Below are 26,165 nucleotides of genomic sequence, written 5' to 3'. Positions count from 1 at the left end.
GGCGTTTGCCTCCTATCCACAACCGGCATAAAAGGCCGCAGGCAGGCGCTTTCTTGCGACGACCGCATCACACATCATGGCAGGGCAATTCATGAGCCAGACGTCCGATTCCGGCGCTTCTCCTGCGGCTGCGGAACTGACCGGCATGGCCCGGCAGGCCGCCGATCGCGGCATCCGTTCGCTGTTTTCCGACGATCCGAGCCGCTATTCGGAATTTTCCGCCGCGCTGGGCGATCTCGTCCTCGACTATTCCAAGACGGCCATTGACGACGACGCCCGTGACGCCCTGATCGCATTGGCCCGCAGCCGCGGTGTCGAGGCCCGGCGCGACGCCATGTTCGCCGGCGAGCCGATCAACTTCACCGAGGACCGCTCGGTGCTGCACATGGCGCTGCGCGCCGAGCCGATGGACGGCTTCCGCGCCGCCGGCAACCCGGTCAGCGGCGCCGTGGCGGACGTTCTGAAGGCGATGAGCGCCTTCGCCGAGGGCGTGCGCAACGGCACCATCACCGGCGCCCGCGACACGCAGATCACCGACGTGGTCAATATCGGCATCGGCGGCTCAGATCTCGGCCCGGCCATGGCGACCCTGGCGCTGGCGCCCTATCACGACGGGCCACGCACGCATTTCGTCTCCAATGTCGACGGCGCGCATATCGCCGACACGCTGAAGACCCTGGACCCGGCGTCGACGCTCTTCATCATCGCGTCGAAGACCTTCACCACCATCGAGACCATGACCAACGCCGCCGCCGCGCGCCGCTGGATCAGCGACGCGCTGGGCGAGGACGCGGTCGGCGAGCATTTCGTCGCCGTCTCCACCGCGCTCGACAAGGTCGCCGATTTCGGCATCGCCTCGGAGCGCATCTTCGGCTTCTGGGACTGGGTCGGCGGTCGCTACTCGATCTGGTCGGCGATCGGCCTGCCGCTGATGATCGCCATCGGCGCATCTGGCTTCCGCGACTTCCTCGCCGGTGCCCGCGAGATGGACACCCATTTCCGCACCGCTCCGCTGGACCAGAACCTGCCGGTCCTGCTCGGGCTCGTCGGCTATTGGCACCGGGCGCTCTGCGACTATCCGACCCGCGCTGTCATCCCCTACGACCAGCGGCTCTCGCGCTTCCCCGCCTATCTCCAGCAGCTCGACATGGAATCGAACGGCAAGCGGGTCGGCCTCGACGGCAAAACCGTTCCCGTGAGCGGTCCGGTGGTCTGGGGCGAGCCCGGCACCAACGGCCAGCACGCCTTCTTCCAGCTCATACACCAGGGCACCGACATCATCCCGGTCGAGTTCCTGGTCGGCGCCAATGCCCACGAGCCGGCCGAGATGCGGGTCCATCAGGATCTGCTGCTGGCCAATTGCCTGGCCCAGAGCGAGGCGCTGATGCGCGGCCGCACGCTCGACGAGGCCCGCCAGCAGCTTCTCGACGGCGGCATGGAGCCCGAACAAGCCGAGCGGATCGCGCCGCATCGCGTGTTCCCCGGCGACCGGCCGTCGATCACCCTTCTCTACCGCCAGCTCGACCCGGCCACGCTCGGCCGCCTGATCGCGCTCTACGAGCACCGCGTCTTCGTCGAAGCCCAGCTCTACGGCATCAACGCCTTCGATCAATGGGGCGTCGAACTCGGCAAGGAACTGGCCAACCGGCTGGTTCCCGTCATCACCGGCGAGACCTCGGCAGAGGGGCGCGACAGCTCCACCGCCGGTCTCGTTGCAGCAATCCACAAACTGAGGGGGTCATGATGGCCGACATGACGAACGAGGTCGATTCCGCCCTGGACGGAACCGGTGCCCCGACACCTGCACCCCGCAAGAACGACCCGGAGACGCTGGCCCGGCAGATCGTCGAGAAGCTGACCTACGCCGTCGGCAAGACACCGGCCGAGGCGCGGCGCTACGACTGGCTCGAAGCGACGACACTGGTCATCCGCGACCGGATCATCGACCAGTGGATGGAATCCTCCCAGCGCGCCAAGACCAGCGGCGAGAAGCGCGTCTGCTACCTGTCGATGGAATTCCTGATCGGCCGCCTGCTGCGCGATGCGATCAACAATCTCAACCTGACCGAGCCGATCCGCGAGGCGCTGTCGCGCTACGGCGTCGATCTCGATCTCGTCGAACTGCTGGAGCCCGACGCCGCGCTCGGCAATGGTGGCCTCGGCCGCCTCGCCGCCTGCTTCATGGAGTCGATGGCCTCCACCGACATTCCCGGCTTCGGCTACGGCATCCGCTACGTCCACGGCTTCTTCCGCCAGGAAATCGCCGACGGCGCGCAGGTGGAGCTGCCCGAAACCTGGCTCGCCCATGGCAATCCCTGGGAGTTCGAGCGCCGCGAGCTCGCCTACGAGATCGGCTTCGGCGGCAAGGTCACCACCATCCAGGAGCCCGGTCGCCCGGCCCGGCAGGTCTGGCGCCCGGCCGAGCGCGTTCTCGCCGTCGCCTACGACACGCCGATCGTCGGCTGGCGCGGACGCCGCGTGAACACGCTGCGCCTGTGGAGCGCCCAGCCGCTCGACCCGATCCTGCTCGACGCCTTCAATTCCGGCGATCACATCGGCGCCCTGGTCGAGTCCAACAAGGCCGAGGCGATCACCCGTATCCTCTATCCGGCCGACTCGCACCAGGCCGGCCAGGAACTGCGCCTGCGGCAGGAATACTTCTTCTCCTCCGCCTCGCTGCAGGACATCATCCGGCGCCATCTCCACGCCAACGAGAATCTGTCGAACCTCGCCGACAAGTTCTCGATCCAGCTCAACGACACCCATCCGGCGGTCTCGGTCGCCGAGCTGATGCGGCTCCTGATCGACGTGCATGGCCACGAATGGGCCGAGGCCTGGGAGATCACCCGCAACACCTTCTCCTATACCAACCACACGCTGCTGCCCGAGGCGCTGGAGCACTGGCCGATCCATCTGTTCGAGCGGCTCCTGCCGCGCCAGATGCAGATCATCTACGCCATCAATGCCGGCGTCATCCGCGAGGCGGCGCAGGAGAAGGGCTTCGACGATTCCCGGATCGCCGCGATCTCGCTGATCGACGAGGGCAATGGCCGGCGCGTGCGCATGGGCCAGCTCGCCTTCGTCGGCAGCCATGCCGTCAACGGCGTCTCGGCCCTGCACACCGAACTGATGAAGGAGACGGTGTTCCACCATCTCCACCTGCTCTATCCCGACCGCATCGAGAACAAGACCAATGGCGTCACCCCGCGCCGCTGGATCATGCAGGCCAATCCCGGCCTCACCGAACTCGTGACCGATGCGATCGGCCCGGCCTTCCTCGACGATATCGAGAAGATCGCCGATCTCGATCCGCTGGCCGACGACGCCGCCTTCCGCGAGCGCTTCGCGGCGGTCAAGCGCCGCAACAAGGAGCAGCTCTCCAACCTCATCGGCGAGCGCATGGCGACGCAGGTCGATCCGGGCGCGATCTTCGACATCCAGGTCAAGCGCATCCACGAATACAAGCGCCAGTTCCTGAACATCATCGAGGCGATCGCCCTCTACGACCAGATCCGCTCGCATCCCGAGCGCGACTGGTCGCCGCGGGTCAAGATCTTCGCCGGCAAGGCGGCGCCGAGCTACGCCCAGGCCAAGGAGATCATCCACCTCGCCAATGACGTCGCCCGCACGATCAACAGCGATCCGGCGGTCCGCGACCTCCTGAAGGTGGTGTTCATCCCGAACTACAATGTCAGCCTCGCCGAGATCATCATGCCGGCGGCCGACCTGTCGGAGCAGATCTCGACGGCCGGCCTCGAGGCGTCCGGTACCGGCAACATGAAGTTCGCCATGAACGGCGCGCTGACCATCGGCACCCTCGACGGCGCCAATGTCGAGATGCTGGAGCATGTCGGCGAGGACAACATCTTCATCTTCGGCCTGACCGCCGAGGAGGTCGCCCAGCGGCGGCGCGAGGCCCATAGCGGCCGCTCGATCATCGCCGAGCTGCCGCTGCTGCGCGAGGCGCTGGACGCCATCTCCTCGGGCGTCTTCTCGCCGGAGGACCCGGCGCGCTACCACGACCTGGTCTCGAACCTCTACAACAACGACTGGTGGATGACCTGCGCCGACTTCCAAGCCTATTGGGACACCCAGCGCCGTCTGGACGTGCTCTGGCAGGACCAGGACGAGTGGCAGGCCAAGGCCGTGCGCAACACCGCGCGGATGGGCTGGTTCTCCTCCGACCGTTCGATCCGCGAATATGCCCGCGACATCTGGAAGGCCGGTCCGGACGCCTGATACCCGTCGCCAGAGGCGATTGATCGCGATCCGGCATGGCGTCGGGCCGCGTCTGCGCTATGTTCGTCACGTGTGGGGGAGGAACGATCGGGTGCCGGGCCAGTCAGCCGGCCATCCGGAGAGCCGTCTGCCCCATGGATGATCCAGGGAGGAGTTCATGGCAGAGAACAGACGCGCCGGACCGCTGGCCCGCGAGACGATGGCCTACGTATTGGCCGGCGGACGCGGCAGTCGGCTGATGGAGATGACCGACAGCCGCGCCAAGCCGGCCGTCTTCTTCGGCGGCAAGACGCGGATCATCGACTTCGCGCTCTCCAACGCCATCAATTCCGGTATCCGCCGCATCGGCGTCGCCACCCAGTACAAGGCCCACAGCCTGATCCGGCACCTGCAGAACGGCTGGAACTTCCTGCGGCCGGGCCGCAACGAGAGCTTCGACATCCTGCCGGCAAGCCAGCGCGTGTCCGAGGACCAGTGGTACGCCGGCACCGCCGACGCCGTGTACCAGAACATCGACATCATCGAATCCTACGCGCCGCGCTACATCGTCATCCTGGCCGGCGACCACGTCTACAAGATGGACTACGAGATCATGCTCCAGCAGCATGTGGATTCGGGTGCGGACGTGACGGTCGGCTGCCTCGAAGTGCCGCGCATGGAGGCTGTCGCCTTCGGCGTCATGCATGTCGACGAGAACTACAACATTACCGATTTCGTCGAAAAGCCGGCCGATCCCCCCGCCATTCCGGGCCGTCCCGACACGGCGCTGGCCTCGATGGGCATCTATGTCTTCGAGACCAACTTCCTGATGGACCAGCTGCGCCGCGACGCCGCCGATCCGGGCTCGAGCCGCGACTTCGGCAAGAACATCATCCCGCATATCGTCAAGCACGGCCGCGCCGTCGCCCATCGCTTCAACCTGTCGGTGGTGCGCTCGGAGAACGAGCCGGACGACGAGGCCTACTGGCGCGACGTCGGCACGGTCGACGCCTACTGGCAGGCCAATATCGACCTGACCGACATCATCCCGCCGCTCGACATCTACGACCGCGACTGGCCGATCTGGACCTATGCCGACGTGGTGCCGCCGGCCAAGTTCGTCCATGACGAAGACGGCCGCCGGGGTTCGGCGATCTCCTCGCTGGTCTCGGGCGACTGCATCATCTCCGGCGGTCAGCTGCACCGCTCGCTGCTGTTCACCGGGGTGCGCCAGCGCTCCTATTCCATGCTCGACCACGCGGTCGTGTTGCCCCAGTGCCGTATCGGCCGCCACGCCCGCATCACCAGGGCGGTGCTCGACCGCGGCGTGGAAATCCCCGACGGCCTGGTGATCGGTGAGGATCCCGAGCTCGACGCCAAGCGGTTCCGCCGCACGGCGAACGGCATATGCCTCGTCACCAAGCCGATGATCGACAGGCTCACCTACTGATGACCACCGGCGTGCTCTCCGTCGCCTCGGAAGTCTTCCCGCTGATCAAGACCGGCGGGCTGGCGGACGTGGCGGGGGCGCTTCCCGCCTCGCTGGCGGCCCACGATTTTGCCGTGCGCACGCTGATGCCGGGCTATCCCGATGTCATGCGGCAGATCGACAACGCCGACATCGCCTGTCGTTTCGACGATCTCTTCGGCGGGCCGGCGCGCGTTCTCGCGGCGACCGCCGGCGGGCTCGACCTTCTCGTCCTCGACGCGCCGCATCTCTTCGATCGGACCGGCGGTCCCTATGTGTCGAGCGCCGGCCACGACCACGCCGACAACTGGGCCCGCTTCGCGGCGCTGTCGAAGGCCGGCGCCGAGATCGGCCAGGGGGCGATCCCGGGCTTCGCACCGGCAATCGTCCATGCCCATGACTGGCAGGCGGCGCTGACGCCGGTCTATCTCGCGGTGTCCGGCAAGCCGCGGCCGCGCACCGTGGTGACCATTCACAACCTCGCCTTCCAGGGCAATTTCCCCTACCAGATCTTCCCGCGCCTCGGCCTGCCGCCATCCGCCTGGTCGATCGAGGGCGTCGAATATTACGGCAATGTCGGCTATCTGAAGGGCGGCCTGCACGCCGCCGACGCGGTCACCACGGTCAGCCCGACCTATGCCGAGGAAATCCTGACGCCGGGCGGCGGCATGGGGCTCGACGGACTGTTGCGCGGGCGCGGCGAACGGCTGGTTGGCATCGTCAACGGCATCGACACCGACGTCTGGAACCCGAAGACCGATCCCGACATCCCGCATCATTACAGCGCCCGTTCCCCCAAGGCGCGCCAGCGCAACAAGCGCGCGCTGGAGACCGAGTTCGGCCTCGCCCATGAGGACGGCCCGATCGTCGCCGTGGTCAGCCGCCTGACCTGGCAGAAGGGTCTCGACCTCGTGGCCGACGCCTGCGACGACCTTGTCGAACGCGGCGTGCGCATGGTCGTGGTCGGCTCCGGCGAGCCGATGATCGAGGGCAGTTTCCAGGCCGCCCATACCCGGCATCCGAACAAGATCGGCGTGCGCATCGGCTATGACGAGGCGCTGTCCCACAGGGTCCAGGCCGGCGCCGACGCGATCCTCGTGCCGTCGCGCTTCGAGCCCTGCGGCCTCACCCAGCTCTACGGCCTGCGCTATGGCTGCATTCCGGTGGTCGCCAAGGTCGGCGGCCTCGCCGACACGGTGATCGACGCCAACCACGCCGCCATCACCGCCGGCGTCGCCACCGGCTTCATCTTCGCGCCGCCCACGCGCGACGATCTCATCGACGCCGTCGACCGGATGCAGCGGCTCTATGCCGACCCGGCCGCCTGGCGCCAGCTACAGCTCAGCGCGATGCAATCCGACGTATCCTGGCGCAGCAGCGCCGGGCACTACGCCCAACTCTTCCGCGATCTTATCGGAGACCAGCGGCCATGATCGAGACGATCGCCACCAAGCCCTTCAACGACCAGAAGCCCGGCACCTCGGGCCTGCGCAAGAGCGTTCCGCACTTCCGCCAGGCCAATTACGCCGAGAATTTCATCCAGGCGATCTTCGACGCCGCCGACAGCCATGACGGCGAGACGCTCGTGATCGGCGGCGATGGCCGCTTCTACAATCGTGAGGTGATCCAGACCGCGATCCGCATGGCGGCTGGCAACGGCTATGGCCGCGTTGTGGTCGGCCGCGGCGGCATCCTGTCGACGCCGGCCGCCTCGAACCTCATTCGCATCCGCAAGGCGGCCGGCGGCATCATCCTGTCGGCCAGCCACAATCCCGGCGGCCCGAAGGGCGATTTCGGCATCAAGTACAATGTCGCCAATGGCGGCCCCGCCCCGGAAAAGATCACCACCGCGATCTTCGAGCGCACGCGGACGATGTCGCAGTACCGCATCTGGTCCGGCGACGCCCCGAGCCTTGCCGAACTCGGCGAGACGAAGCTCGGCGACATGGTGGTCGAGGTCATCGACCCGGTCGCCGACTATGCCGCGCTGATGGAAAAACTGTTCGATTTCGGCCAGATCCGCGACCTGATCGCCTCGGGCTTCACCCTGCGCTTCGACGCCATGCACGCCGTGACCGGCCCCTATGCCACTGAAATATTGGAGAACCGGCTCGGCGCACCGCTCGGCACGGTGATCAATGGCGAGCCGCTGGAGGATTTCGGCGGTGGTCATCCCGACCCCAACGCCGTCCACGCCGCGACGCTGATCAACCAGCTGATGGCACCCAACGGACCGGATTTCGGTGCGGCTTCCGACGGCGACGGCGACCGCAACCTGATCGTCGGCAAGGGCATCGTCGTTTCGCCCTCGGATTCGCTGGCGGTCTTGGCCGCCAACGCTCATCTGGCGCCGGCCTACAAGGACGGCATCGCCGGCATTGCCCGCTCCATGCCGACCAGCCAGGCCGCCGACCGGGTCGCCGCCAAGCGCGGCATCGGCATGTACGAGACGCCCACCGGCTGGAAGTTCTTCGGCACGCTGCTCGATGCCGGCAAGGTGACCATCTGCGGCGAGGAGAGCGCCGGCACCGGCTCCGATCATGTCCGCGAGAAGGATGGCCTGTGGGCGGTGCTCCTGTGGCTCAACATCCTGGCTGTGCGCCGCGAGAGCGTGCAGGCGATCCTGGAGAGCCACTGGGCCGAGTTCGGGCGCAATTACTACCAGCGCCACGACTACGAGGAGGTCGACGCCAAGGCGGCAGAGGGGCTGATGGGCTCGCTCCACGACCGCCTCGCCTCGATGGCCGGCCAGCGCTTCGGCACGCTGGTCGTCTCCGAGGCCGACGATTTTTCCTACAAGGACCCGGTCGACGGCTCGGTCGCCACCGGCCAGGGCGTGCGGATCGTCTTCTCCGGCGGCTCGCGCATCGTCTACCGCCTGTCGGGCACCGGCACCAAGGGCGCCACCCTGCGCGTCTATATCGAGCGCTTCGAGCCCGACCGCACCCGCCACGACATTGCCCCCGAACAGGCGCTGGCCGAGCTCATCGACACGGCCTCGGCGATCGGCGAGATCGGCAAGCGCACCGGCCGCACCGCGCCGGACGTCATCACCTGACCGCAGGGACGGCATGACCTACGCAATCACGGCCGAGCGCGGCAAGCCCGCCGCGCTCGGCGCGACGCTCGACGGCGACGGCGTCCATTTCGCCGTCCATTCCGAGAATGCCGACGCCATCCAGCTCTGCCTCTTCGACGCGACCGGCACGCGGGAAACCGCGCGGCTCGTCCTGCCCGGCGACAAGGACGGTCGCCATTACGGCTTCGTGCCGGGGCTGGCGGCCGGCGCCCGCTACGGCCTTCGTGCGCTTGGCCCCTACCGACCGAAGGACGGCCATCGCTTCGACCCGTCCAAGCTCCTCGCCGATCCCTATGCGGTGCAGCTCGACCGCCCCTTCCTTTATCATCCGGTGCTGGCAGCGCCCCCCGAGCGCCAGCTCGACAGCGCGCCCTACATGCCGCGGGCGCTCGTCACCGCGCTTGATCGCAGCGCCGCGCCCCTGCCCTTCGCCGCCCCCGGCCTGACCTACGAGGTGCTGGTCCGCGCCTATTCCCAGCGCCATCCCGATGTCCCCGCCGAAATCCGCGGCACGGTTGCCGCCCTCGCCGAACCGGTCTTCCTCGACCACATGGAAAAGCTCGGCGTCGAGACTGTCGAGCTGATGCCCCTCGCCGCCTGGATCGACGAGGGCCACCTTTCGGCGCACGGCCTGACCAATGCCTGGGGCTACAACCCCATCACCCACATGGCGCCCGATGCGCGGCTTGCGCCGGGCGGCTTTCCCGAGATCCGCCGGGTGGTCGACGCCCTCCATGCGCGCGGCATCAAGGTGCTGCTCGACGTGGTGCTGAACCATTCCGGCGAGGGCGACGAGGACGGGCCGACCGTCTGCTATCGCGGCCTCGACAATCTCCTCTACTACCGCCACGCCGAGGACGAGCCGGGCCTGCTCGTCAACGACACCGGCACCGGCAATACCCTCGCCACCCACCGCGAACCGGTGGCGCGGCTGTGCATCGACGCATTGCGGACCTGGGTCGAGGCGACCGGCCTCGACGGCTTCCGCTACGATCTCGCCCCGGTGATGGGACGGCTCGACGACGGCTTCTCCACCGACGCGCCCTTCTTCCGCATGCTCGCCGCCGATCCCGTCCTGAAGCACCGCATCCATGTCGCCGAACCCTGGGACATCGGCCCCGGCGGCTACCAGGTCGGCCGGTTTCCCAAGCCCTGGTTCGAGTGGCAGGACAAGTTCCGCGACGATGTCCGCCGCTTCTGGCGCGGCGATGCCGGCATGGTCGGGGCGCTGGCGACGCGCCTCGCCGGCTCGGCCGACCTCTACGACCGCGACGGCCGCCGCCCGTCGAGCGGCGTCAATTTCATCGCCGCCCATGACGGCTTCTCGCTGGCCGACATCGCCGCCTATGCCGGGAAGCACAACGCGGCCAATTGCGAGGGCAATCGCGACGGCCACAACGACAACCACTCCTGGAACAACGGCGTCGAGGGCGACACCCACGATCCGGCCATTCTCGACGCGCGCGGCAAGGGCATCCGCGCCATGCTGGCGACGCTGATGGTCGCGCGTGGCACGCCGATGATCGTCGCCGGCGACGAATTCGGCCGCAGCCAGGGCGGCAACAACAATGGCTATGCCCAGGACAACGAGATCACCTGGCTCGACTGGGCGCGGGCCGACACCGATCTCGCCGCCTTCGTCGCCCGGCTGTCGCAACTGCGCCGCGCCCATCCGGCGCTGAATGCCGACCGCTTCCTCACCGGCCGCCCGGTCGAGGGCGGCGACGTCGAGGACGTCGTCTGGCTGCGCGAGGATGGCGCCCCCATGGAGCCCGGCGACTGGTCCGACCTGGAAAGGCGCTTCCTCGGCATGTCGGTCTATGCGCCGCGCGGCGAAGACGACATCGAGAGCGAGCGGGCGGTGATCTATCTCAATGCCGGCGACGCCGACATCGCGGTCACGCTGCCGCCGCCGCGCGCCGACCACGCCTATTGCCTGCATCTCCAGTCGGACTGGCCGCATCTCGAACCCCGGCGGATCGACGCGGCGGACGGGCTCATCGTCCAGTCCCGTTCGGTGTTCGTCATCCTTGAGGAGAGGCTCTGATCGCCGCGCCGTCCACAGGCATGGCACCGGACCGGTTTGCTGCCGCCCCGGCGAGCCGGTAAGAACGGCAGGCGCGCGGCGATGCTCCGCGCCCCCTTGACCGCGAACCGGGCCCGTGTCCCATGCCCATCCAGCAGCTCTCCGATGCCCTGATCGACCAGATCGCCGCCGGCGAAGTCGTCGAGCGGCCGGCCAGTGTCGTCAAGGAACTGGTCGAGAACGCCCTCGACGCCGGCGCAAGGCGCATCGAGATCGCCACGGCCGGCGGCGGCAAGAACCTCATCCGCATCAGCGACGACGGCTGCGGCATTCCGGCCGCCGAGATGCCGCTGGCGGTCCGCCGTCACTGCACCTCCAAGCTCGCCGGCGGCCTCGACGCCATCGGCACGCTCGGCTTTCGCGGCGAGGCCCTGCCCTCGATCGGCTCGGTCGGCCGGCTCAGCCTGAAGTCGCGGGCCGCCGGCAGCGACGAAGCCTACGAGATCTGCGTCGAGGCGGGTCGCCCCTCCGAGTTGCGCCCCACCGCCCTGTCCCGGGGCACGGTGATCGAGGTCCGTGATCTCTTCCACGCCGTGCCCGCCCGGCTGAAATTCCTGAAGAGCGACCGGGCCGAATCCAGCGCCATCACCGAGATCGTCCGGCGCATCGCCATCGCCTTTCCGGGTGTCCGCTTCGAGCTGTCCGGCCCCGATCGCACGACGACGGTGTTCGAGGCGGTGCCCGGCGACGCACCGATGCCGCGCATCGCCGACGTCCTGACCCCGGACTTCGCCGACAATGCCATCCCGGTGGACGCCATGCGCGAGGACGTGCGGCTGCGCGGCTTTGCCGGCATCCCGACCTACAATCGCGGCAACGGCCAGCAGCAATTCTTCTACGTCAACGGCCGCCCGGTGCGCGACAAGACGCTGCATTCGGCCCTGCGCGGCGCCTATGCCGACGTTCTGGCCCGCGACCGCCATCCCGTCGCGGTCCTGTTTCTCGACCTCGACCCGGCCCTTGTCGACGTCAATGTCCATCCGGCCAAGGCCGATGTGCGGTTCCGCGATCCGGGGCTGGTGCGCGGCCTGATCGTCGGCTCGCTGCGCCAGGCCTTCAACGAGGCCGGCCTGCGTTCGGCGACCACCAATGCCTCCGGTCTGATGGCCCGCTTCCGGGGCGCCGCCCCGGCCGAGCCGGCACCGGTGACGCCGGCCCCGCGCCGTTTCGACGGCTTCGCGCCCGGCGGCTTCGCCGCGCCGCGCCAGGCCGCCTATGCCGCCGAGGCCTCGCCCTACCGGCCGCTCGATATGGGCGCCGATGCCGCGACCCTCGACTGCGCAGCTGACGCCGGCTCCGCCGCCACGCCGGCGCCCGTCGCCTTCGCTGCCGCAGACACCGAGCCCACCGAGAACGCGGCGAACGGAGCAGCAGACCATCCGCTGGGCGCGGCCAAGGCGCAGTTCCACCGCAACTTCATCGTGTCCGAGACCGAGGACGGCATCGTCATCGTCGACCAGCACGCCGCCCATGAGCGTCTCGTCTACGAGGCGCTGAAGACTGCCCTGCACGGCCGTCCCCTCGCCTCGCAGCTGCTGCTGATCCCTGAGATCGTTGATCTGCCCGAGGACGACGTCGATCGCCTCGCCGAGCAGGCGGAGACCTTCGCCCGCCTCGGCCTTGGCATCGAGCGCTTCGGTCCCGGCGCGGTGGCCGTGCGCGAGACGCCGGCGATCCTCGGCAGCGTCGATTGCCAGCGCCTGGTGCGCGATCTTGCCGACGAACTCGCCGAGGCCGGCACCGCCGACGCCGTGCGCGGCCGCATCGACCATGTCGCCGCGACCATCGCCTGCCACGGCTCGGTGCGCTCGGGACGGCTGATGAAGCCGGAAGAGATGAACGCGCTCCTGCGCGACATGGAGGCGACGCCCGGCTCGGGCCAGTGCAATCACGGCCGGCCGACCTTCATCGAGCTGAAGCTCGCCGACATCGAGAAGATGTTCGGCCGCCGCTGAGCGCGGCGCCGTGCCATTTGACGGCTCCCCGGCCCGGCGTTAGTCAGAAGCCGACCGACCGGCTGGGAAAGCCGGTCCACCGACAGCGGAGACATCCATGAACCGCATGGAGAATGGCGGCGAGGCGAAGCTGCGCTACGGCACGCCCGATTTTCAGGTCGTGCGGCCCGGCGCCTATGTGCGCTGCGCCGTGACCGGCGAGGCGATCCCGCTCGACCTGTTGCGCTACTGGAGCGTCGAGCGCCAGGAAGCCTATGTCGACGGCGAGGCCTCGTTCCGCCGCGAAAAGGAAGTCGCCGGCAAGGGCTGAGACGGCAGGCTCCCGGGGGTCAGCCGAATTTGCGCCGGCGGAAGGCGCGTCGCGTATCGCGGATGATGCGGGCGCCGAGGCTCTGCGGTGCAAAGCCGAGCGTCACGTCGAGCACCTCGCATTCCTTCAGGAACAGCTGCATGGCAGCAGATCCGGTCGCCAGCCGCACTGCATCCTTGCGCGTCGTCACCATCTGCAGGCCTTCGCGCCAGGCCGAGGCCGACAGATCGTCCATGTCGTCGCTGGAAAAGACGTGGTGGTCGGGAAAGTCGCGGGTCTCGACGATCTCGGCGCCGAGCGCGGTCAGGCTGGCGTAGAATTTCGCCGGATCGGCGATGCCGGCGAAGGCCAGCACCCGCAGCCCGGCGAAACGGGCGCCGTTCTCCGGCTCCAGTGCCGCCTCGAAGATCGGCTTGTTGCCCCGCGCCGTCTGCCGGATGACCGCGTCGCCGGCGTCCCCCTCGCCGATCACCAGCAGCGCGTCGGCATAGCGGATCTGGTCGATGAGCGGCGCGCGCACCGGCCCGGCCGGCACCACGGCGCCATTGCCGAGACCGCGCCGCGCATCCACCGCGATCAGCGCGAAGTCGATCGCCAGCCGGGCGCTCTGGAAGCCGTCATCCATGATGATGAAGTCGACGCCGCGCTCGGCGAGCAGCTTCTGCGCGGCCTGCCGGCGGTTCACCGCGACGCAGGTCGGCGCGACGCTCGCCAGGAGCAGCGGCTCGTCGCCGACCTCGGCCGCGCTGTGATGCGCCGGATCGACCAGCACGGCGCCGCGGCTGGCCCGCCCGTGGCCGCGCGACACGAAGCCGGGGCGCAGCCCTTCGGCGAGCGCCGCCCGCCCGAGCGCCATGGCGGTCGGCGTCTTGCCGCCCCCGCCGACGGTGAAATTGCCGACGCACAGCACCGGCACCCCGACATCGGCGCGCTCGCCGTGCTCCAGATTGCGCCGGGCCACCCGCCCGTAGACCGCCGCCGCCGGTGCCAGCATCAGGCTCTGCCAGGCTTTCGGCCGCCACCAGAAGGGCGGCGTCTCGGCCCGCATCATCGCGGCGCCGCCGGACGGTTGCAGCGATCGAGCCCCACCGACAGCTTCAGCGGATGCAGGAAGGGCTGCAGCGCCTGCATGGTCCGCGGCAGCGCGCCGCGCATCTCCTCCACCGTCGTCGCCGAGGCGCGCTTCATGCGGGCGAGCGCGGCGGGATCGTCGAGGATCTGCGCAAGACAGGCCGCCAGCGTGTCACCGTCGCGCACGATCTTGGCGCCGCCATTCTTCAACAGCCGCTGATAGGCGTCGCGGAAATTCTGGACATAGCGGCCCGACAGGATCGCGGTGCCCAGCATCGCTGCCTCGAGCGGGTTCTGGCCACCCTCGCCGGTCACCGACTTGCCGAGAAAGGCGATGTCGGTGAGCCGCAGATAGAGCCCCATCTCGCCCATCGTGTCGCCGAGCAGGATATCGGTGTCCGCATCGGGAAGGTCACCCCGGCTGCGCCGCGCGACCTTGAGGCCGGCGCCGGTCAGTTCGGCCTCGATCTCGTCGCCGCGCGTGGTGTGGCGCGGCACGATGATGCTCAGAAGGCCGGGATGGCTCGCGGCCAGCTTGCGATGCACCTCGCCAGCCAGCGTCTCTTCGCCAGCATGGGTCGACAGCGCCGCCCAGCGGGGCCGCGCGCCCAGCGCCGCGATCATCTCGTCCAGCGCCGCGCCGGGGCTTGGCGGCGGAGCGGTATCGGCCTTCAGATTGCCCGCCACCGAGACGGCCCGCGCGCCCAGGAGATGGAAGCGCTCGCCGTCCACATCCGACTGGGCGACCACATGCGCCAGTGTTTCCATCAGCGCCTCGGCCAGCCACGGCGCCGACTTCCAGCGCTTGAAGGACCGGTCCGACAGGCGCGCATTGACCAGCACCTGCGGGATGCGCCGCCGGTTCAGCTCCATCAGCGTCGTCGGCCAGATCTCGCTCTCCGCCACGATCGCCACGTCCGGGCACCAATGGTCGAGGAAGCGATGGATGGAGGGACCGAGATCGAGCGGCACATATTGGTGGATAACGCAGTCGCCGAGCCGTTCGGCGACGAGCGTCGCAGAGGTCATCGTGCCTGTGGTCATCAGGACGGAGATGCCGTCGGCGGCGATCGCCCGCACCAGCGGCGTGACCGCGGCGCTTTCGCCGACGCTCGCCGCATGCACCCAGACCAGCGGACCGGCCGGGCGCTCGACGCTGGCATGGCCGTAGCGTTCGCGGCGGCGCAAGGGGTCTTCCTTGCCCCGCGAGGTGCGGTAGCCGACATAGGGACCGAGCAGCGGATAGACGAGCGTGCCGGCCGCCCGGTAGGAGGCGAGTGCGGCGCGTGCCAGGAAATCGCTCACGCAACCCTCCCGACCAGCCGCTCGGCCGCGACATTTGCCGCCTCGATCGCCAGCGTGATCTCGCGCCGTTTGGCCTCCATCTCCTCCGCGTCGGCATCGGCCGCCACATGGATCGGATCGCCGACCACCACCGCGATGCGGCCGAAGGGCAGCGGCACCGTCGTCTTGTCCCAGGAACTCTCGACGACGTAGCGCCGGCTGGTGACCGCCGCGGACGGCAGGACCGGCCGGCCGGAAATCCGCGCCAGCGTGACGATGCCGAGCCCCGCGTCGCGCGGCACGCCCTTCGGCACGTCGGCGATCATGCAGACGCCAAAGCCGCGGGCGAGATAGCGGCGCAGCGCGATCAGTGCCTTGGCCCCGCCCTTCTGGGCCCGCACCGGCCCGGCGCGGCCGCCCGAGCCGCGCACCGTCTCGATGCCGAAGCGCGCGACCACGGCGGCGTTCATCTCGGCATCGGCATTGCGCGACAGGAGCGCGACATAGGGCAGTTCGGCCGGCCGGAAGAACGGCGCCAGGAGATGCTGCCCGTGCCACAGGCCGACGATCGCCGGATGCTCGGCGGTCAGCCGGGCCCGCCAGTCGGTCGAGCCGGGCGCTTCCTTTTGGGTCGCATGGACGAGACGCAGGCCGCGATAGATCGCGCTGCCGCCGACCGCCATGGTCGCCGGGCTGCGGAGCAGGCGCCGGACGCGCTTGCGCCACGCGCGCAGGGTCCCCCGCGGGCGTTTCGGCGGAGCGCCGTCCTCGCCGGTTCGAGCCTGTGCCATCAATTCATCCGACATCGACGTCAGCCTGACCGCCTGTCCGGGGACAGACCGGCCTCACTGCTTGTCCGGGTCCATCAGCCGGTGCATGTGGACGATGAAATACCGCATGGCGGCGTTGTCCACGGTCTGCTGCGCCTTCGACCGCCAGGCCGCCAGGGCCGAGGCGTAGTTGGGAAAGATGCCGACGATGTCGAGATTGTCGAGGTCCTTGAAATCGACGCTCTGGAGATCGTCCAGTTCGCCACCGAAGACCAGGTGAAGAAGCTGCTTGGGTTTCTGCTCTTCCATCATGTCCTCTTTCGTCCTGCACCGCGCCGCGCGCGGCGCAGACTGGGGTGTTGTTACCGGGTGCAGCCTTGTCCTGCACCAAAATACCGTCCGCTCCAAGGCGGCGGCGCCGTTCAGTCGGGAACGGCCTCGGCGAGCCTTTGCAGCCGCGGCATCGCTGCCAGCGAGGCGGCCATCAGGATCTCGTGCCGGCGCCCCTCGCTGCGATAGACGGTCGGCAGGCCGGCCCGGCCGCACAGAAGGCCGCCCGCCCGCTCGATCAGGAGATCGGCGGCGGCGATATCCCAGTCGCTGGCGCGCGGCCGGATCAGCGTGCCGTCGAGCCGCCCGCAGGCGACCAGCGCCAGCCGGTAGGCCAGCGACGGCACCGCCTTCTCGCTGGCGAAGGCCTCGCCAGCGGAGGCCTCGACGCGCTTGCGCATGGAATCGGGCATCGCCAGCCGCATCCGGTCGCCCGGCCCCGGCTCGGCGACGGCGCAAGGGGTCCCGTTCATCAGCGGCGTGCCGTCGGCGGTCACCTCGAAGATCTCGCCCATCGAGGGCGCCACGATGACGCCGACCACCGGACGGCCGTTCTCGACGACGGCGATCGACACGCACCAGGTGTCCTCGCCGCGCAGATAGGCTCGCGTGCCGTCGATCGGATCGACCACGAAGAAGCGGCTGCCGGCGCCCTCCCGTGCGTCGCCCGGCTGCATCTCCTCCGACACCCAGCCATAGTCCGGCCGGGCGCCCACCAGCGTGTTGCGCAGCATCAGGTCGACGGCGAAATCCGCCTCGCTGACCGGGGAGTTGCCCTCCTTCCACCAGACCTTGGGGTCGCGGCGGAAGAAGCCGAGCGCGATCTCGCCGGCCTCGACGGCCGCCGCCTTCACCAGTTCCAGATCGTCCTGGTAGCCGGACAAGATCACGCGCCCGCCACGGTCATGGAGCCGATCCGCAGGGTCGGCACCACGGTGGAGAACCGTTCGTCGAGATCGTCGGCCGCCGTCAACGAGGCCAGCATGTCGGTGAGGTTGCCGGCAATCGTCAGCTCGGACACCGGCGTGGTCAGTTCGCCATTCTCGATCAGATAGCCCGAGGCGCCGCAGCTGTAGTCGCCGGTCACCAGATTGGTGCCGTGGCCGATCAGCTCGTCGATATAGAGCCCGGTGCCGGTCTCGCGGATCAGCGCCTCGCGCGACATCCGCCCGGGCGACAGGAGGACGTTGCTCGACGAGGGCGACACGCCGTTGCCGCCGCGCGCCGCCCGGCCGTTGCTCTGAAGGCCCAGCTCCGTCGCGGTCGCTGTGTCGAGCAGCCAGTTGCGCAGGATGCCGTTCTCGACCAGCGCCATCGGCGCGCCGCGCACGCCCTCGCCGTCGAAGGGGCGCGAGCCCGGCCGCCGCGGCAAAAGCGGGTTGTCGGTCAGCGTGAAGCTTTCCGGCAGGATCGCCTGCCCCATGCGGTCCTTCAGGAAACTCGTGCCGCGGGCGATCGCGGCGCCATTGACCGCAGCCACGATGCTGCCGATCAGCCCCCGCGCGATGCGCGGATCGTAGAGGATCGGCATGCGACCGGTGGCCGCCGTGCTCGGGTTCAGGCGCCGCACGGTCCGCTCGCCGGCGCGCCGACCGATCGCTTCGGGGTCGTCGAGATCGGCGTAATGAATGCGGGAATCGAAATCATAGTCCCGCTGCATGCCAACGCCGGTGCCGGCAATGACGCTGATCGAGCGCGAAAAGCCCGAGCGCATGCGATGGCCGGCAAAGCCCGAGGAGGTCGCCAGCACGAGGCCTGCCGCCCCCGCCGAGACCGAGGCGCCGCCGGAATTGGTCACGCCGGCAACGCCGCGCGCGGCCTCTTCCATCGCCAGCGCCTCGTCGATCATCGCCGTCGTCGCCAGATCGGTGTCGTCGTAGAGATCGAGACCGGGATCGTCGCGGCCGTCGGCCAGGCGGTCGGCATCGGCGAGCCGCGCGAAGGGATCCTCCGGGGAGACCTTCGCCATGGCGATCGCCCGTTCGACCAGCGGCTGCGGATCGCTGTGGATGTCGCCCGAGACGGTGGCGACGCGCCGACCGACGAAGACGCGGAGCGACATGTCCTCGCTCTCGGAATTCTCCGTATCCTCGACCTCGCCGAGCCGGACCGAAACCGATCGCCCGAAGGAGCGGACCACCGCCACGTCGCAGGCGTCTGCCCCGGCCTTTCGTGCGGTCTCGATGAGCCGCTCGGCGACCGAAAGGAGCCGCGTGCTGTCGTCGTCCATGAACCTGCCTGCTGGTGTTCGTCACCGAACCATTTATTGTGCGATGCCATAGCCATCAAGGCGTCATTGCACGCGATTGCAGCCGGCCGCGCGTGCAGCAACCGGGAACGGGAGCTTCGGTGGAGCACACAACCTCGATCTTTCTGGAAGTCGTGCTGCTTCTGGGCGGCGGAATCGTCGCAGGCACGCTGTTCCAGCGCATCGGGCTCGGCACGGTTCTGGGCTATCTGTTTGCCGGCATTCTGCTCGGCCCGGTCTTCCGCGTCGTCGCCGACGGCGAGGAAATCCTGCATATCGGCGAGCTCGGTGTCGTCTTCCTGCTGTTCATCATCGGACTGGAGCTGAAGGTCGGCCGCCTCTGGGCGATGCGGCGCCAGATCTTCGGCCTCGGCCTTGCCCAGGTGGTGCTGTCCGGCCTGGTGCTGGCGGGCGTCGCCTTCCTGTTCGACTTCTCGTGGCAGGCGAGCGTCCTGATCGGCTTCGGCCTCGCTCTGTCCTCCACCGCCTTCGGCCTGCAATTGCTCGACGAGGCCGGCGAGACCAATACCCGCCACGGCCAGTCGGCCTTTTCGATCCTCCTGTTCCAGGATCTGGCGGTGGTGCCGCTTCTCGCCGCGATCCCGTTCCTGGCGCCGGCCTCGGGCGACACGGCGATCGACCCGGTGGAAATCGCCATCTCGGTCGGTGCCGTCGCGGCGCTGGTGGTCGGTGGGCGCTACCTGCTCAATCCGCTGTTCCGCCTCATGGCCACCTCCGGCGCCCGCGAGGTGATGCTCGGCGCCGCGCTCTTCGTGGTGCTGGGATCGGCCATGCTGATGGAGGCGGCCGGCTTCTCCATGGCCATGGGCGCCTTCATCGCCGGCGTGCTCCTGGCCGAATCCACCTATCGCCACGAGCTCGAGGCCAATATCGAGCCGTTCCGCGGCCTGCTGCTGGGCCTGTTCTTCATGGGGGTCGGGCTGTCACTCGATCTGGCCGTCGTCATGCGCGACTGGCTGGCGATCCTCGCCCTGACGCCGGCGCTGATGCTGGCGAAGGCGGCGATCATCTATCTCCTGTCGCGGGCCTTCGGCGAAACCGGCAACACCGCCACCCGCGTCTCCGGCCTGCTGGCCCAGGGCGGCGAATTCGGCTTCGTCCTGTTCACCGCCGCCTCGGCGGGGATGCTCATCTCCGAGGCGACGGCCTCGTTCCTCATCGCCATCGTCACCCTGTCGATGATGCTGACGCCTCTGACGACCTGGCTCGGACGCCGGCTCAGCGCCGAGGCGAATGGCGACGAGGAGGTGCTGGACGAGGATTTCGCCGGCGCCGGCGCCTCGGTGCTGATGATCGGCTTCTCGCGCTTCGGGCAGATGACGGCACAGGTGCTGCTGTCGAGCGGTACCGACGTGACCATCATCGATTCCTCGGCCGAGCGCATCCGCACGGCCGAGGCCTTCGGCTTCCGCATCTATTTCGGCTCGGGGCTGCGCAAGGACGTCCTGGAAGCGGCCGGCATCCGCAAGACGCGGCTGGTCGCCATCTGTACCAACAAGCGCGAAACCACCGACCGGATCGTCGACCTGATCCGCGCCGATTTTCCCAATGTCCGGCTTTATGTCCGCGCCTATGACCGCAGCCATGCTCTGTCGCTGCGCGCCCGCGGCGTCGATTACGAGATCCGCGAGACGGTGGAATCCGCCCTCGCCTTCGGACGGGCGACGCTCGACGCCCTGGGCATCGAGGACGAGCTGGCCGACCGGATCACCGAGGATGTGCGCCGGCGCGATCTTGCCCGCCTCAAGCTGCAGGAGGCCGAGGGCTTCTATGCCGGCACCGACATGATCACGAACCGCGTCGTAACGCCCGAACCGCTGGTCAAGCCGCGCCCGGCCCTCAAGGACATCGAGCGCTCGCCGACCGATGACGACGCCGGCGCGAGCCCGGATGACGGGGCGCCGATCAAGCGCCGCCGCGGCCGCCCCTTCCGCGGGCGCCGCCGCGACTTCGGCAAGATCCAGTCGCGCTGACACGCGACAGGCCGCAGCGTCATTCGCCGGCCCCGGTCCTGCGAGGCGCCCGGGGAGCCGGAGCTCAGTCCGGCTTGGACAGTTCCGATTCCGACTTCAGCACCCGGCTGCCATCCTCCTGCTCGATCATGTAGGCGGGGTTGTCCGTGTCAGCGTTGCGGGTGATCTCGCTGCCCTCGATCGTGCGCGTGACCTTTTCGGTGAAGGTGTCGCTGACCTTCCCGGTGCCGGTCCCCGCCCCCCAGTTCCATTCGACCCATTCGCCCTTGCGGTACTTCGCCATCGCTCGCCTCCTGTTGATTGGATAGGCGCGAAGCGATTTCGCGGCGGATGCGTTCCCGCAGGGCTTTGCGTCCAGGCCAGCCAAATAGCCGCAGACCGGGCGCGGAACCGGAGTCCAAAGGCCGCCGTTTGCAGACTCGTCCCGGCCCTTGCGGCCTTCCATCCATCGGCCCCGTCATGAACCCTCGCCTTGCCTATCACGCCGAACAATTCGGCCTCGCCCTCACCGATCCGCACCGGTTCGAGGTCGAGCGCCGCAAATGCGGCAAGGGGTTCAAGATCTGCTTTTCCAACGGCGAACCGATCGCCGACAAGCGCCTGCGCAAGCGGGTGAAGACCCTCGCCATTCCCCCGGCCTGGACCGAGGTGAAGATCTGCATGGACGAGAGCGGCCACATCCAAGCGATCGGGCGCGACGAGAAGGGCCGGCTGCAATATCGCTATCACGACGAATGGGTGAATGTGCGCGACGCGGTGAAAACCGAGCGGCTGCTGCGCTTCGGCCATGCCCTGCCCCGGCTGCGCCGCCGGGTCGAGAAGGACATGCGACGCCGCAAGCTCGACCGCCTGACCACCTCGGCGATCGCCACCCGGCTGATCGACCTGACCGCCATGCGGCCCGGCCACGAGAAATATGCCAGCGATGGCGGGCGCGGCGTCGCGTCCCTGCGCAAGGACAATCTGCGCATCGTCAAGAAGGCGGCGGTGCTGAAGTTCGTCGCCAAGTCCAACAAGCCGCAGCGCATCGAGATCCTCGACCGGCCGATGGTCAAGTCGCTGAAGCGGGTCCGCAAGGGCAAGGGCAAGCGCCTGTTCCGCTTCCCTGATGCCCGCAAGGAGCAGCGCGAGCTGACCGCCAACCTCCTCAACGACTATCTGCACGAGGCCGCCGACGCGCCGGTCTCGGCCAAGGACTTCCGCACCTTCCACGGCTCGGCCGAGGCGCTGCGCTATCTGGTCGAGGATGCCGGGGACAAGGTGAACAGCAAGTCGAAGCGCAAGCGCGCCGTCGCCGCAGCCATGCGCTCGGTCTCCACGGTCCTGCGCAACACGCCGGCCGTTGCCCGCGCGTCCTATGTCCACCCGCAGATCGTCGCTGCCTTCGAGGCCGGCGAATTGTCGCCCGACCTCCTGAAGGGGCGTTGCCGCGAAGGGCTCACCCGCGTCGAGACCGGGCTGATGCGCTTCCTCGAACAGGCGGCCCGCAAGCCGGTCACGGCCGGGCAGGACGAGGCCATGAGCGAGGCGGCGGAAACACCGCCGGAAACCGGTCGGCTGGACGAACGGATCCTCGAAGCCGCCGAATAGGCGGGCCAGCGACGGCGTAGCCTATCCGGCCTTGACCGACGTGATCCCGTGTTGACGCCGACCGCTATTCCTGGACGAGAGCAGCGCGTCGAGCGACCGCTTGGTCTCTTCCTTCACCGGACTGGTCTCGTCGAGGATCTGCTTGGTGCGCAGGAAATCGAGCACGCCATAATGCGACACCGGCGGGCAGATCAGGAGGTTTGGCGGATGCATGTGGACCTTGGTGTCGATGATCGACTGCATCATCAATTGCGACGCCCCGAACAGCGCCTCCAGCGGCGTCGGCATGATGTCCGGCCCGCCCTTCGGTCCGCCATTGACGTCCACGGCGATGACCTTGTCCACCTTGCCCTGCAGCCGGTCGAAGGGCAGCGGGTTGAAGATGCCGCCGTCGATCAGGATCCGCCCGTCCCGGCGCACTGGCCGGAAGACCGCTGGCAGCGCAGCCGTCGCCGCCAGCGCGCTGAACAGCTCGCCGGAATCGATCTCGCATTCCAGCTTGCCGTAGAAATCGGTCGCCATCACCCCGAGCGGGATCTTCAGCTCGCTGAAATGCAGCGGCAGGTCGAGCGGCAGGAAGGCCCGCACGACGCGCTCGGCATTGAGCTGGCCGAGACGCAGTCCGCCATCGGCGAGGAATTCCTGGAAGCTGCCCGGACGGGTGCGCCAGAGCCGGCCGAAGACGAGGCTCTTGCCGGCAAAGCAGTCGAGGACGAAGGCGCGGACGTCGCGGCCGCTCATGCCCGAGGCGCGGCCGGCGCCCATGATGGCGCCGATCGACGAACCGACGATGCGATCCGGCACGAGCCCGAGTTCGTCGAAGGCTTCGAGCACGTGGATATGGGCGAGCCCGCGCGCGCCGCCGCCGCCGAGGGCGAGCCCGAGCGTCGTCACGCCGTCAGGCTCCCGCGGGGCCGACGGTGATGATCGTCGGCGGCGCCGACAGCAGCGCCTCGGCCTGCGCCTTGACGTCGTCGAGCGTGACCGCGTCGATCAGGTCCTGGCGCTTGTCGATATAGTCGATGCCGAGATCGTCGAGCTGAATGCCCAGCAGCGTCGAGGCGATCGCCGCCGAGGAATCCAGATTGCGGATGGCGTAGGCGCCCTTCACATAGGCTTTCGCTTTCGCCAGTTCCTCGGCCGTCGGGCCGTTTTCGGCGAGATCGGCCAGCTGCTCGCGGATGATCGCGATGCTTTCCTCGGCCTTTTCCGCCCGTGTCGCGGTGCTGATGCCGAGCACCGCCGCATGGTCGTAGCTGGCCAGGAACGAGCCGGCGCCATAGGCGAGGCCGCGCTTCTCGCGGATTTCCTCGTAAAGCCGCGACGTGAAAGAGCCGCCGCCCAGGATGTGGTTCATCAGATAGGCGGCGAAGAACTCGTCGTCGTCGCGCATCACGCCCGGCAGGGCCATCTGGATCGTCGTCTGCGGCACCGCCAGGTCGACGGCCTCGGTCTTGCCGAGGACCGGCTGGACGTTTGCCACGGGCTTCAGCTCGGGTGTTTCGGGCAGCGCGCCGAAGACCTCGTCGAGCCGCTTGCCGAGTTCGTCCGGCGTGATGTCGCCGACGACGCCGACATAGAGATTGTCCCGCGCGAAGATGCGTGTCCTGAACGCCTCGAGGTCGGCGGCGCCGACCGTTCCCAGCGTCTCCAGCGTGCCCTTGGTCGGCCGCGCATAGGGGTGATCGGCGAAGACCGTGCGCGAGAAGGCCTTGCCGGCGAGCTCGCCGGGGTCGTTCTGCTCGGCAAGGATCCCGGCCATGATCTGGCCGCGGATCCGCGCCACCGGCTCCTCGTCGAAACGCGGATCGTTGATCGATGCCTTCAGAAGCGCGAAGGCGTCGTCATTGACCTCGGTGATGGTCCGGAAGCTGCCCGAGAAATTGTCGAGGCTGGCGTCATAGCTCAGCGACACGCCGAGATCGTCGAGCCGCGCCTGGAACTCCTGGCTGTCGATGTCGCCGGCCCCCTCGTCGAGGAGACCGGACATGAGGTTCGCGGTGCCTTCCTTGCCGGGCTCGTCCTGGGTCGAGCCGCCGCCCTTGAAGGCGAATTTCATCGCGATCAGCGGATTGGTGTGATCCTCGACCAGCAGCGCCTTGATGCCGCCGGGACTGGTGACGGTCTGGATATCGACGGCCTCGGCGGTGCCGACCGATGCGAAGGACAGGCTGAACGACAGGGCCAGGGCGGCGATCGTGCCACCGAGCGCGGGGACGAATGACTTCAACGGGAGATTCCTTCTGCGAAGGGAAAGATCAGGAGCGCGTGTCGGCATCCGGCTGGGCCTCGGGCCTGAGATAGCCGGTGACCGAGCGCTGGGGCCGCAGATATTTGCGGGCGACGGCGTTGACGTCCTCGACGGTCACCGCCTCGATGCGCTCGGGCCATGCCTCGACATCCTCGATGGTGCGGCCGGTGGCCAGGGCCGCGGCGTAGCGGCGAGCCATGGAGGTCTGGCTGTCGCGCAGATAGATCATGTTCTTGCGCACCCGGTTCTTGGCCCGGTCCAGTTCCGCCTCGGTGACGCCGTCTTCGATCAGCGTCGCGATTTCCTCGTCGAGCGCCGCCTCGACGGCATCGAGGGAGGCACCGTCGCGCGGCGTGCCGTAGACGACGAACTGGGCCTCTTTGAGCGCCGTGCCGCCGTAATAGGTGCCGGTGGCGGCCGCCAGCGCCCGGTCGACGACCAGTCCGCGATAGAGGCGGCTGGTGGTGCCGCCGCCCAGAATGTCCGCCAGAATGTCCAGCGCCTCGGCCTCGCCATTCTCGTCCGTCGTTTCCGACGGCACCAGATAGGCCGTCTGCAGCGACGGCTGTGTGACGCGCGGATCGGTCAGCGTGACGGTGCGCTCAGCCAGCGGCTCCGGCTCGACCGGACGGACCCGGTCGCCCGGATCGGCGCGCCGCTCGACCTTGCCGTAGGTCTCGGCGACGAGATCGCGGACCTCGGTAACGTCGACGTCACCGGCGATCAGCAAGGTCGCGTTGTTCGGCGTATAATATTTGTCGTAGAAGGCGATCGCGTCGTCGCGCGTCAGGCCTTCCATCTCCTGCCGCCAGCCGATCACCGGCGTGCCGTAGGGGCTGTTCTGGAACAGCGCCGCCTGCACGGCTTCCGAGAGCTGCGAACCCGGATCGTTGTCGATCCGCATGCGGCGCTCTTCCAGGATGACATCGCGTTCCGGCAGGACCGCCTCCTCGGAGAGAACGAGGTTCTCCATCCGGTCGGCTTCCATCTCCATCACCATCGCCAGCGCATCGGCCGGCACCTGCTGGTAGTAGCCGGTATAGTCGGAGGTGGTGAAGGCGTTTTCCTGGCCGCCGATATCGGCGACGCGGCGCGAATACTCGCCGGTGGGGTGATTCTTGGTGCCCTTGAACATGAGGTGTTCGAGGAAATGCGCGATGCCGCTCTTGCCGGGCGCCTCGTCCGCCGAGCCGACATGGTAATAGACCATCTGGGTGACGATCGGCGCTCGATTGTCGGGCAGCACCACGACCTGCAGGCCGTTGTCGAGGGTGAAGGTGGTGAGATCCGGCCCGTTTTCGCGCGCCGCGGTCTCGGGCGTCGTCGGCGCCGTGTCGGACGGGTCGGTCACCTCGGCCTGCGCCGGGGCCGGCTCTGTCTGGGCACCGGCCGACAGCGTCAGGGGCAGCACGAAAGCGACGGCGAGCGCCGGCAGGCCGATGGGGCGGAAGTGATGCGTCATCGTTCGGTCTGATCCTCGTTGTTGCACCCTGTTGCAAGCCTCGCGACTA

Annotated in this window: 20 protein-coding genes; 10 read left to right on the top strand and 10 right to left on the bottom strand. The window is 68.5% G+C overall.

Annotated elements, in window-relative coordinates; translation table 11 throughout:
- Nucleotides 1-91 precede the first annotated feature (91 nt).
- The 8 genes from pgi (at nucleotide 92) to ACEQX1_RS14825 (ending at nucleotide 13,116) form a co-directional block, all read left to right on the top strand.
- Entirely contained in the window at nucleotides 92-1,744 is a 1,653-nt protein-coding gene (gene pgi, locus ACEQX1_RS14860) for a glucose-6-phosphate isomerase (protein ID WP_370196986.1), read from the top strand.
- Nucleotides 1,741-4,239: a glycogen/starch/alpha-glucan phosphorylase gene (locus ACEQX1_RS14855; RefSeq protein WP_370196985.1), complete on the top strand. Its 2,499-nt coding sequence runs from the start codon at nucleotides 1,741-1,743 to the stop codon at nucleotides 4,237-4,239. Before pgi ends, ACEQX1_RS14855 begins: the two co-directional genes overlap by 4 nt.
- Nucleotides 4,240-4,396: 157 nt before the next feature.
- Nucleotides 4,397-5,668 (top strand): glucose-1-phosphate adenylyltransferase, encoded by a 1,272-nt coding sequence (gene glgC / locus ACEQX1_RS14850; RefSeq protein WP_009208321.1) that lies wholly within the window; start codon nucleotides 4,397-4,399, stop codon nucleotides 5,666-5,668.
- The gene (gene glgA, locus ACEQX1_RS14845) at nucleotides 5,668-7,119 is read left to right on the top strand and encodes a glycogen synthase GlgA (RefSeq protein WP_370196984.1); all 1,452 of its coding nucleotides are present in this window, start codon (nucleotides 5,668-5,670) and stop codon (nucleotides 7,117-7,119) included. The genes glgC and glgA overlap by 1 nt, the downstream gene beginning before the upstream one ends.
- Nucleotides 7,116-8,744 carry an alpha-D-glucose phosphate-specific phosphoglucomutase gene (locus ACEQX1_RS14840; RefSeq protein WP_370196983.1) on the top strand — a complete coding sequence of 543 codons (1,629 nt, stop codon included), beginning with the start codon at nucleotides 7,116-7,118 and terminating at the stop codon, nucleotides 8,742-8,744. The genes glgA and ACEQX1_RS14840 overlap by 4 nt, the downstream gene beginning before the upstream one ends.
- 13 nt (nucleotides 8,745-8,757) lie before the next feature.
- Nucleotides 8,758-10,812 (top strand): glycogen debranching protein GlgX, encoded by a 2,055-nt coding sequence (gene glgX / locus ACEQX1_RS14835; protein WP_370196982.1) that lies wholly within the window; start codon nucleotides 8,758-8,760, stop codon nucleotides 10,810-10,812.
- Between the two features lie 122 nt (nucleotides 10,813-10,934).
- A complete protein-coding gene (mutL, locus tag ACEQX1_RS14830; protein WP_370195699.1) occupies nucleotides 10,935-12,806 on the top strand; it encodes a DNA mismatch repair endonuclease MutL in 1,872 nt (623 codons plus the stop codon).
- Between the two features lie 97 nt (nucleotides 12,807-12,903).
- A complete protein-coding gene (locus tag ACEQX1_RS14825; protein ID WP_040325093.1) occupies nucleotides 12,904-13,116 on the top strand; it encodes a DUF2093 domain-containing protein in 213 nt (70 codons plus the stop codon).
- A 19-nt stretch (nucleotides 13,117-13,135) separates the two neighbouring features.
- On the opposite strand, the gene lpxK is transcribed toward ACEQX1_RS14825, so the two are convergent.
- The 6 genes from lpxK to ACEQX1_RS14795 all read right to left on the bottom strand — a co-directional run bounded on the left by lpxK (nucleotide 13,136) and on the right by ACEQX1_RS14795 (nucleotide 18,801).
- The gene (gene lpxK / locus ACEQX1_RS14820) at nucleotides 13,136-14,164 is read right to left on the bottom strand and encodes a tetraacyldisaccharide 4'-kinase (protein WP_370195716.1); all 1,029 of its coding nucleotides are present in this window, start codon (nucleotides 14,162-14,164) and stop codon (nucleotides 13,136-13,138) included.
- Nucleotides 14,164-15,492: a lipid IV(A) 3-deoxy-D-manno-octulosonic acid transferase gene (gene waaA / locus ACEQX1_RS14815; RefSeq protein WP_370195700.1), complete on the bottom strand. Its 1,329-nt coding sequence runs from the start codon at nucleotides 15,490-15,492 to the stop codon at nucleotides 14,164-14,166. Before waaA ends, lpxK begins: the two co-directional genes overlap by 1 nt.
- The gene (locus tag ACEQX1_RS14810) at nucleotides 15,489-16,262 is read right to left on the bottom strand and encodes a lysophospholipid acyltransferase family protein (RefSeq protein ID WP_370195701.1); all 774 of its coding nucleotides are present in this window, start codon (nucleotides 16,260-16,262) and stop codon (nucleotides 15,489-15,491) included. Before ACEQX1_RS14810 ends, waaA begins: the two co-directional genes overlap by 4 nt.
- A gap of 54 nt (nucleotides 16,263-16,316) precedes the next feature.
- Nucleotides 16,317-16,553 (bottom strand): DUF4170 domain-containing protein, encoded by a 237-nt coding sequence (locus tag ACEQX1_RS14805; protein WP_370195702.1) that lies wholly within the window; start codon nucleotides 16,551-16,553, stop codon nucleotides 16,317-16,319.
- 110 nt (nucleotides 16,554-16,663) lie between these two features.
- Nucleotides 16,664-17,461 carry a 3'(2'),5'-bisphosphate nucleotidase CysQ gene (locus tag ACEQX1_RS14800; protein ID WP_370195703.1) on the bottom strand — a complete coding sequence of 266 codons (798 nt, stop codon included), beginning with the start codon at nucleotides 17,459-17,461 and terminating at the stop codon, nucleotides 16,664-16,666.
- Complete coding sequence (locus ACEQX1_RS14795) at nucleotides 17,458-18,801, bottom strand: TldD/PmbA family protein (RefSeq protein WP_370195704.1); 1,344 nt, start codon at nucleotides 18,799-18,801, stop codon at nucleotides 17,458-17,460. The genes ACEQX1_RS14800 and ACEQX1_RS14795 overlap by 4 nt, the downstream gene beginning before the upstream one ends.
- 119 nt (nucleotides 18,802-18,920) lie before the next feature.
- Between ACEQX1_RS14795 and ACEQX1_RS14790 the strand changes: the two genes are divergently transcribed.
- Nucleotides 18,921-20,813 carry a monovalent cation:proton antiporter-2 (CPA2) family protein gene (locus ACEQX1_RS14790; RefSeq protein ID WP_370195705.1) on the top strand — a complete coding sequence of 631 codons (1,893 nt, stop codon included), beginning with the start codon at nucleotides 18,921-18,923 and terminating at the stop codon, nucleotides 20,811-20,813.
- Between the two features lie 64 nt (nucleotides 20,814-20,877).
- On the opposite strand, the gene ACEQX1_RS14785 is transcribed toward ACEQX1_RS14790, so the two are convergent.
- Nucleotides 20,878-21,096: a DUF2945 domain-containing protein gene (locus tag ACEQX1_RS14785; RefSeq protein WP_370195706.1), complete on the bottom strand. Its 219-nt coding sequence runs from the start codon at nucleotides 21,094-21,096 to the stop codon at nucleotides 20,878-20,880.
- 176 nt (nucleotides 21,097-21,272) lie between these two features.
- Between ACEQX1_RS14785 and ACEQX1_RS14780 the strand changes: the two genes are divergently transcribed.
- A complete protein-coding gene (locus ACEQX1_RS14780) occupies nucleotides 21,273-22,403 on the top strand; it encodes a DNA topoisomerase IB (RefSeq protein WP_370195707.1) in 1,131 nt (376 codons plus the stop codon).
- A 21-nt stretch (nucleotides 22,404-22,424) separates the two neighbouring features.
- Here ACEQX1_RS14780 and ACEQX1_RS14775 read toward each other — a convergent pair whose 3' ends face one another.
- Genes ACEQX1_RS14775 through ACEQX1_RS14765 form a run of 3 tightly spaced genes read right to left on the bottom strand, consistent with a single transcriptional unit; the run spans nucleotide 22,425 to nucleotide 26,116 of the window.
- Nucleotides 22,425-23,297 carry a patatin-like phospholipase family protein gene (locus tag ACEQX1_RS14775; protein ID WP_370195708.1) on the bottom strand — a complete coding sequence of 291 codons (873 nt, stop codon included), beginning with the start codon at nucleotides 23,295-23,297 and terminating at the stop codon, nucleotides 22,425-22,427.
- A 4-nt stretch (nucleotides 23,298-23,301) separates the two neighbouring features.
- Nucleotides 23,302-24,681 (bottom strand): M16 family metallopeptidase, encoded by a 1,380-nt coding sequence (locus ACEQX1_RS14770; RefSeq protein ID WP_370196981.1) that lies wholly within the window; start codon nucleotides 24,679-24,681, stop codon nucleotides 23,302-23,304.
- A complete protein-coding gene (locus ACEQX1_RS14765) occupies nucleotides 24,662-26,116 on the bottom strand; it encodes a M16 family metallopeptidase (protein WP_370195710.1) in 1,455 nt (484 codons plus the stop codon). The genes ACEQX1_RS14770 and ACEQX1_RS14765 overlap by 20 nt, the downstream gene beginning before the upstream one ends.
- Nucleotides 26,117-26,165 lie beyond the last annotated feature (49 nt).

Source organism: Aurantimonas sp. (assembly GCF_964217435.1).
GTDB classification, from domain to species: domain Bacteria; phylum Pseudomonadota; class Alphaproteobacteria; order Rhizobiales; family Rhizobiaceae; genus Aurantimonas; species Aurantimonas coralicida.
The sequence above is the reverse complement of the archived record's forward strand: the minus strand, read 5'-3'. Positions and strand labels throughout refer to the sequence as shown.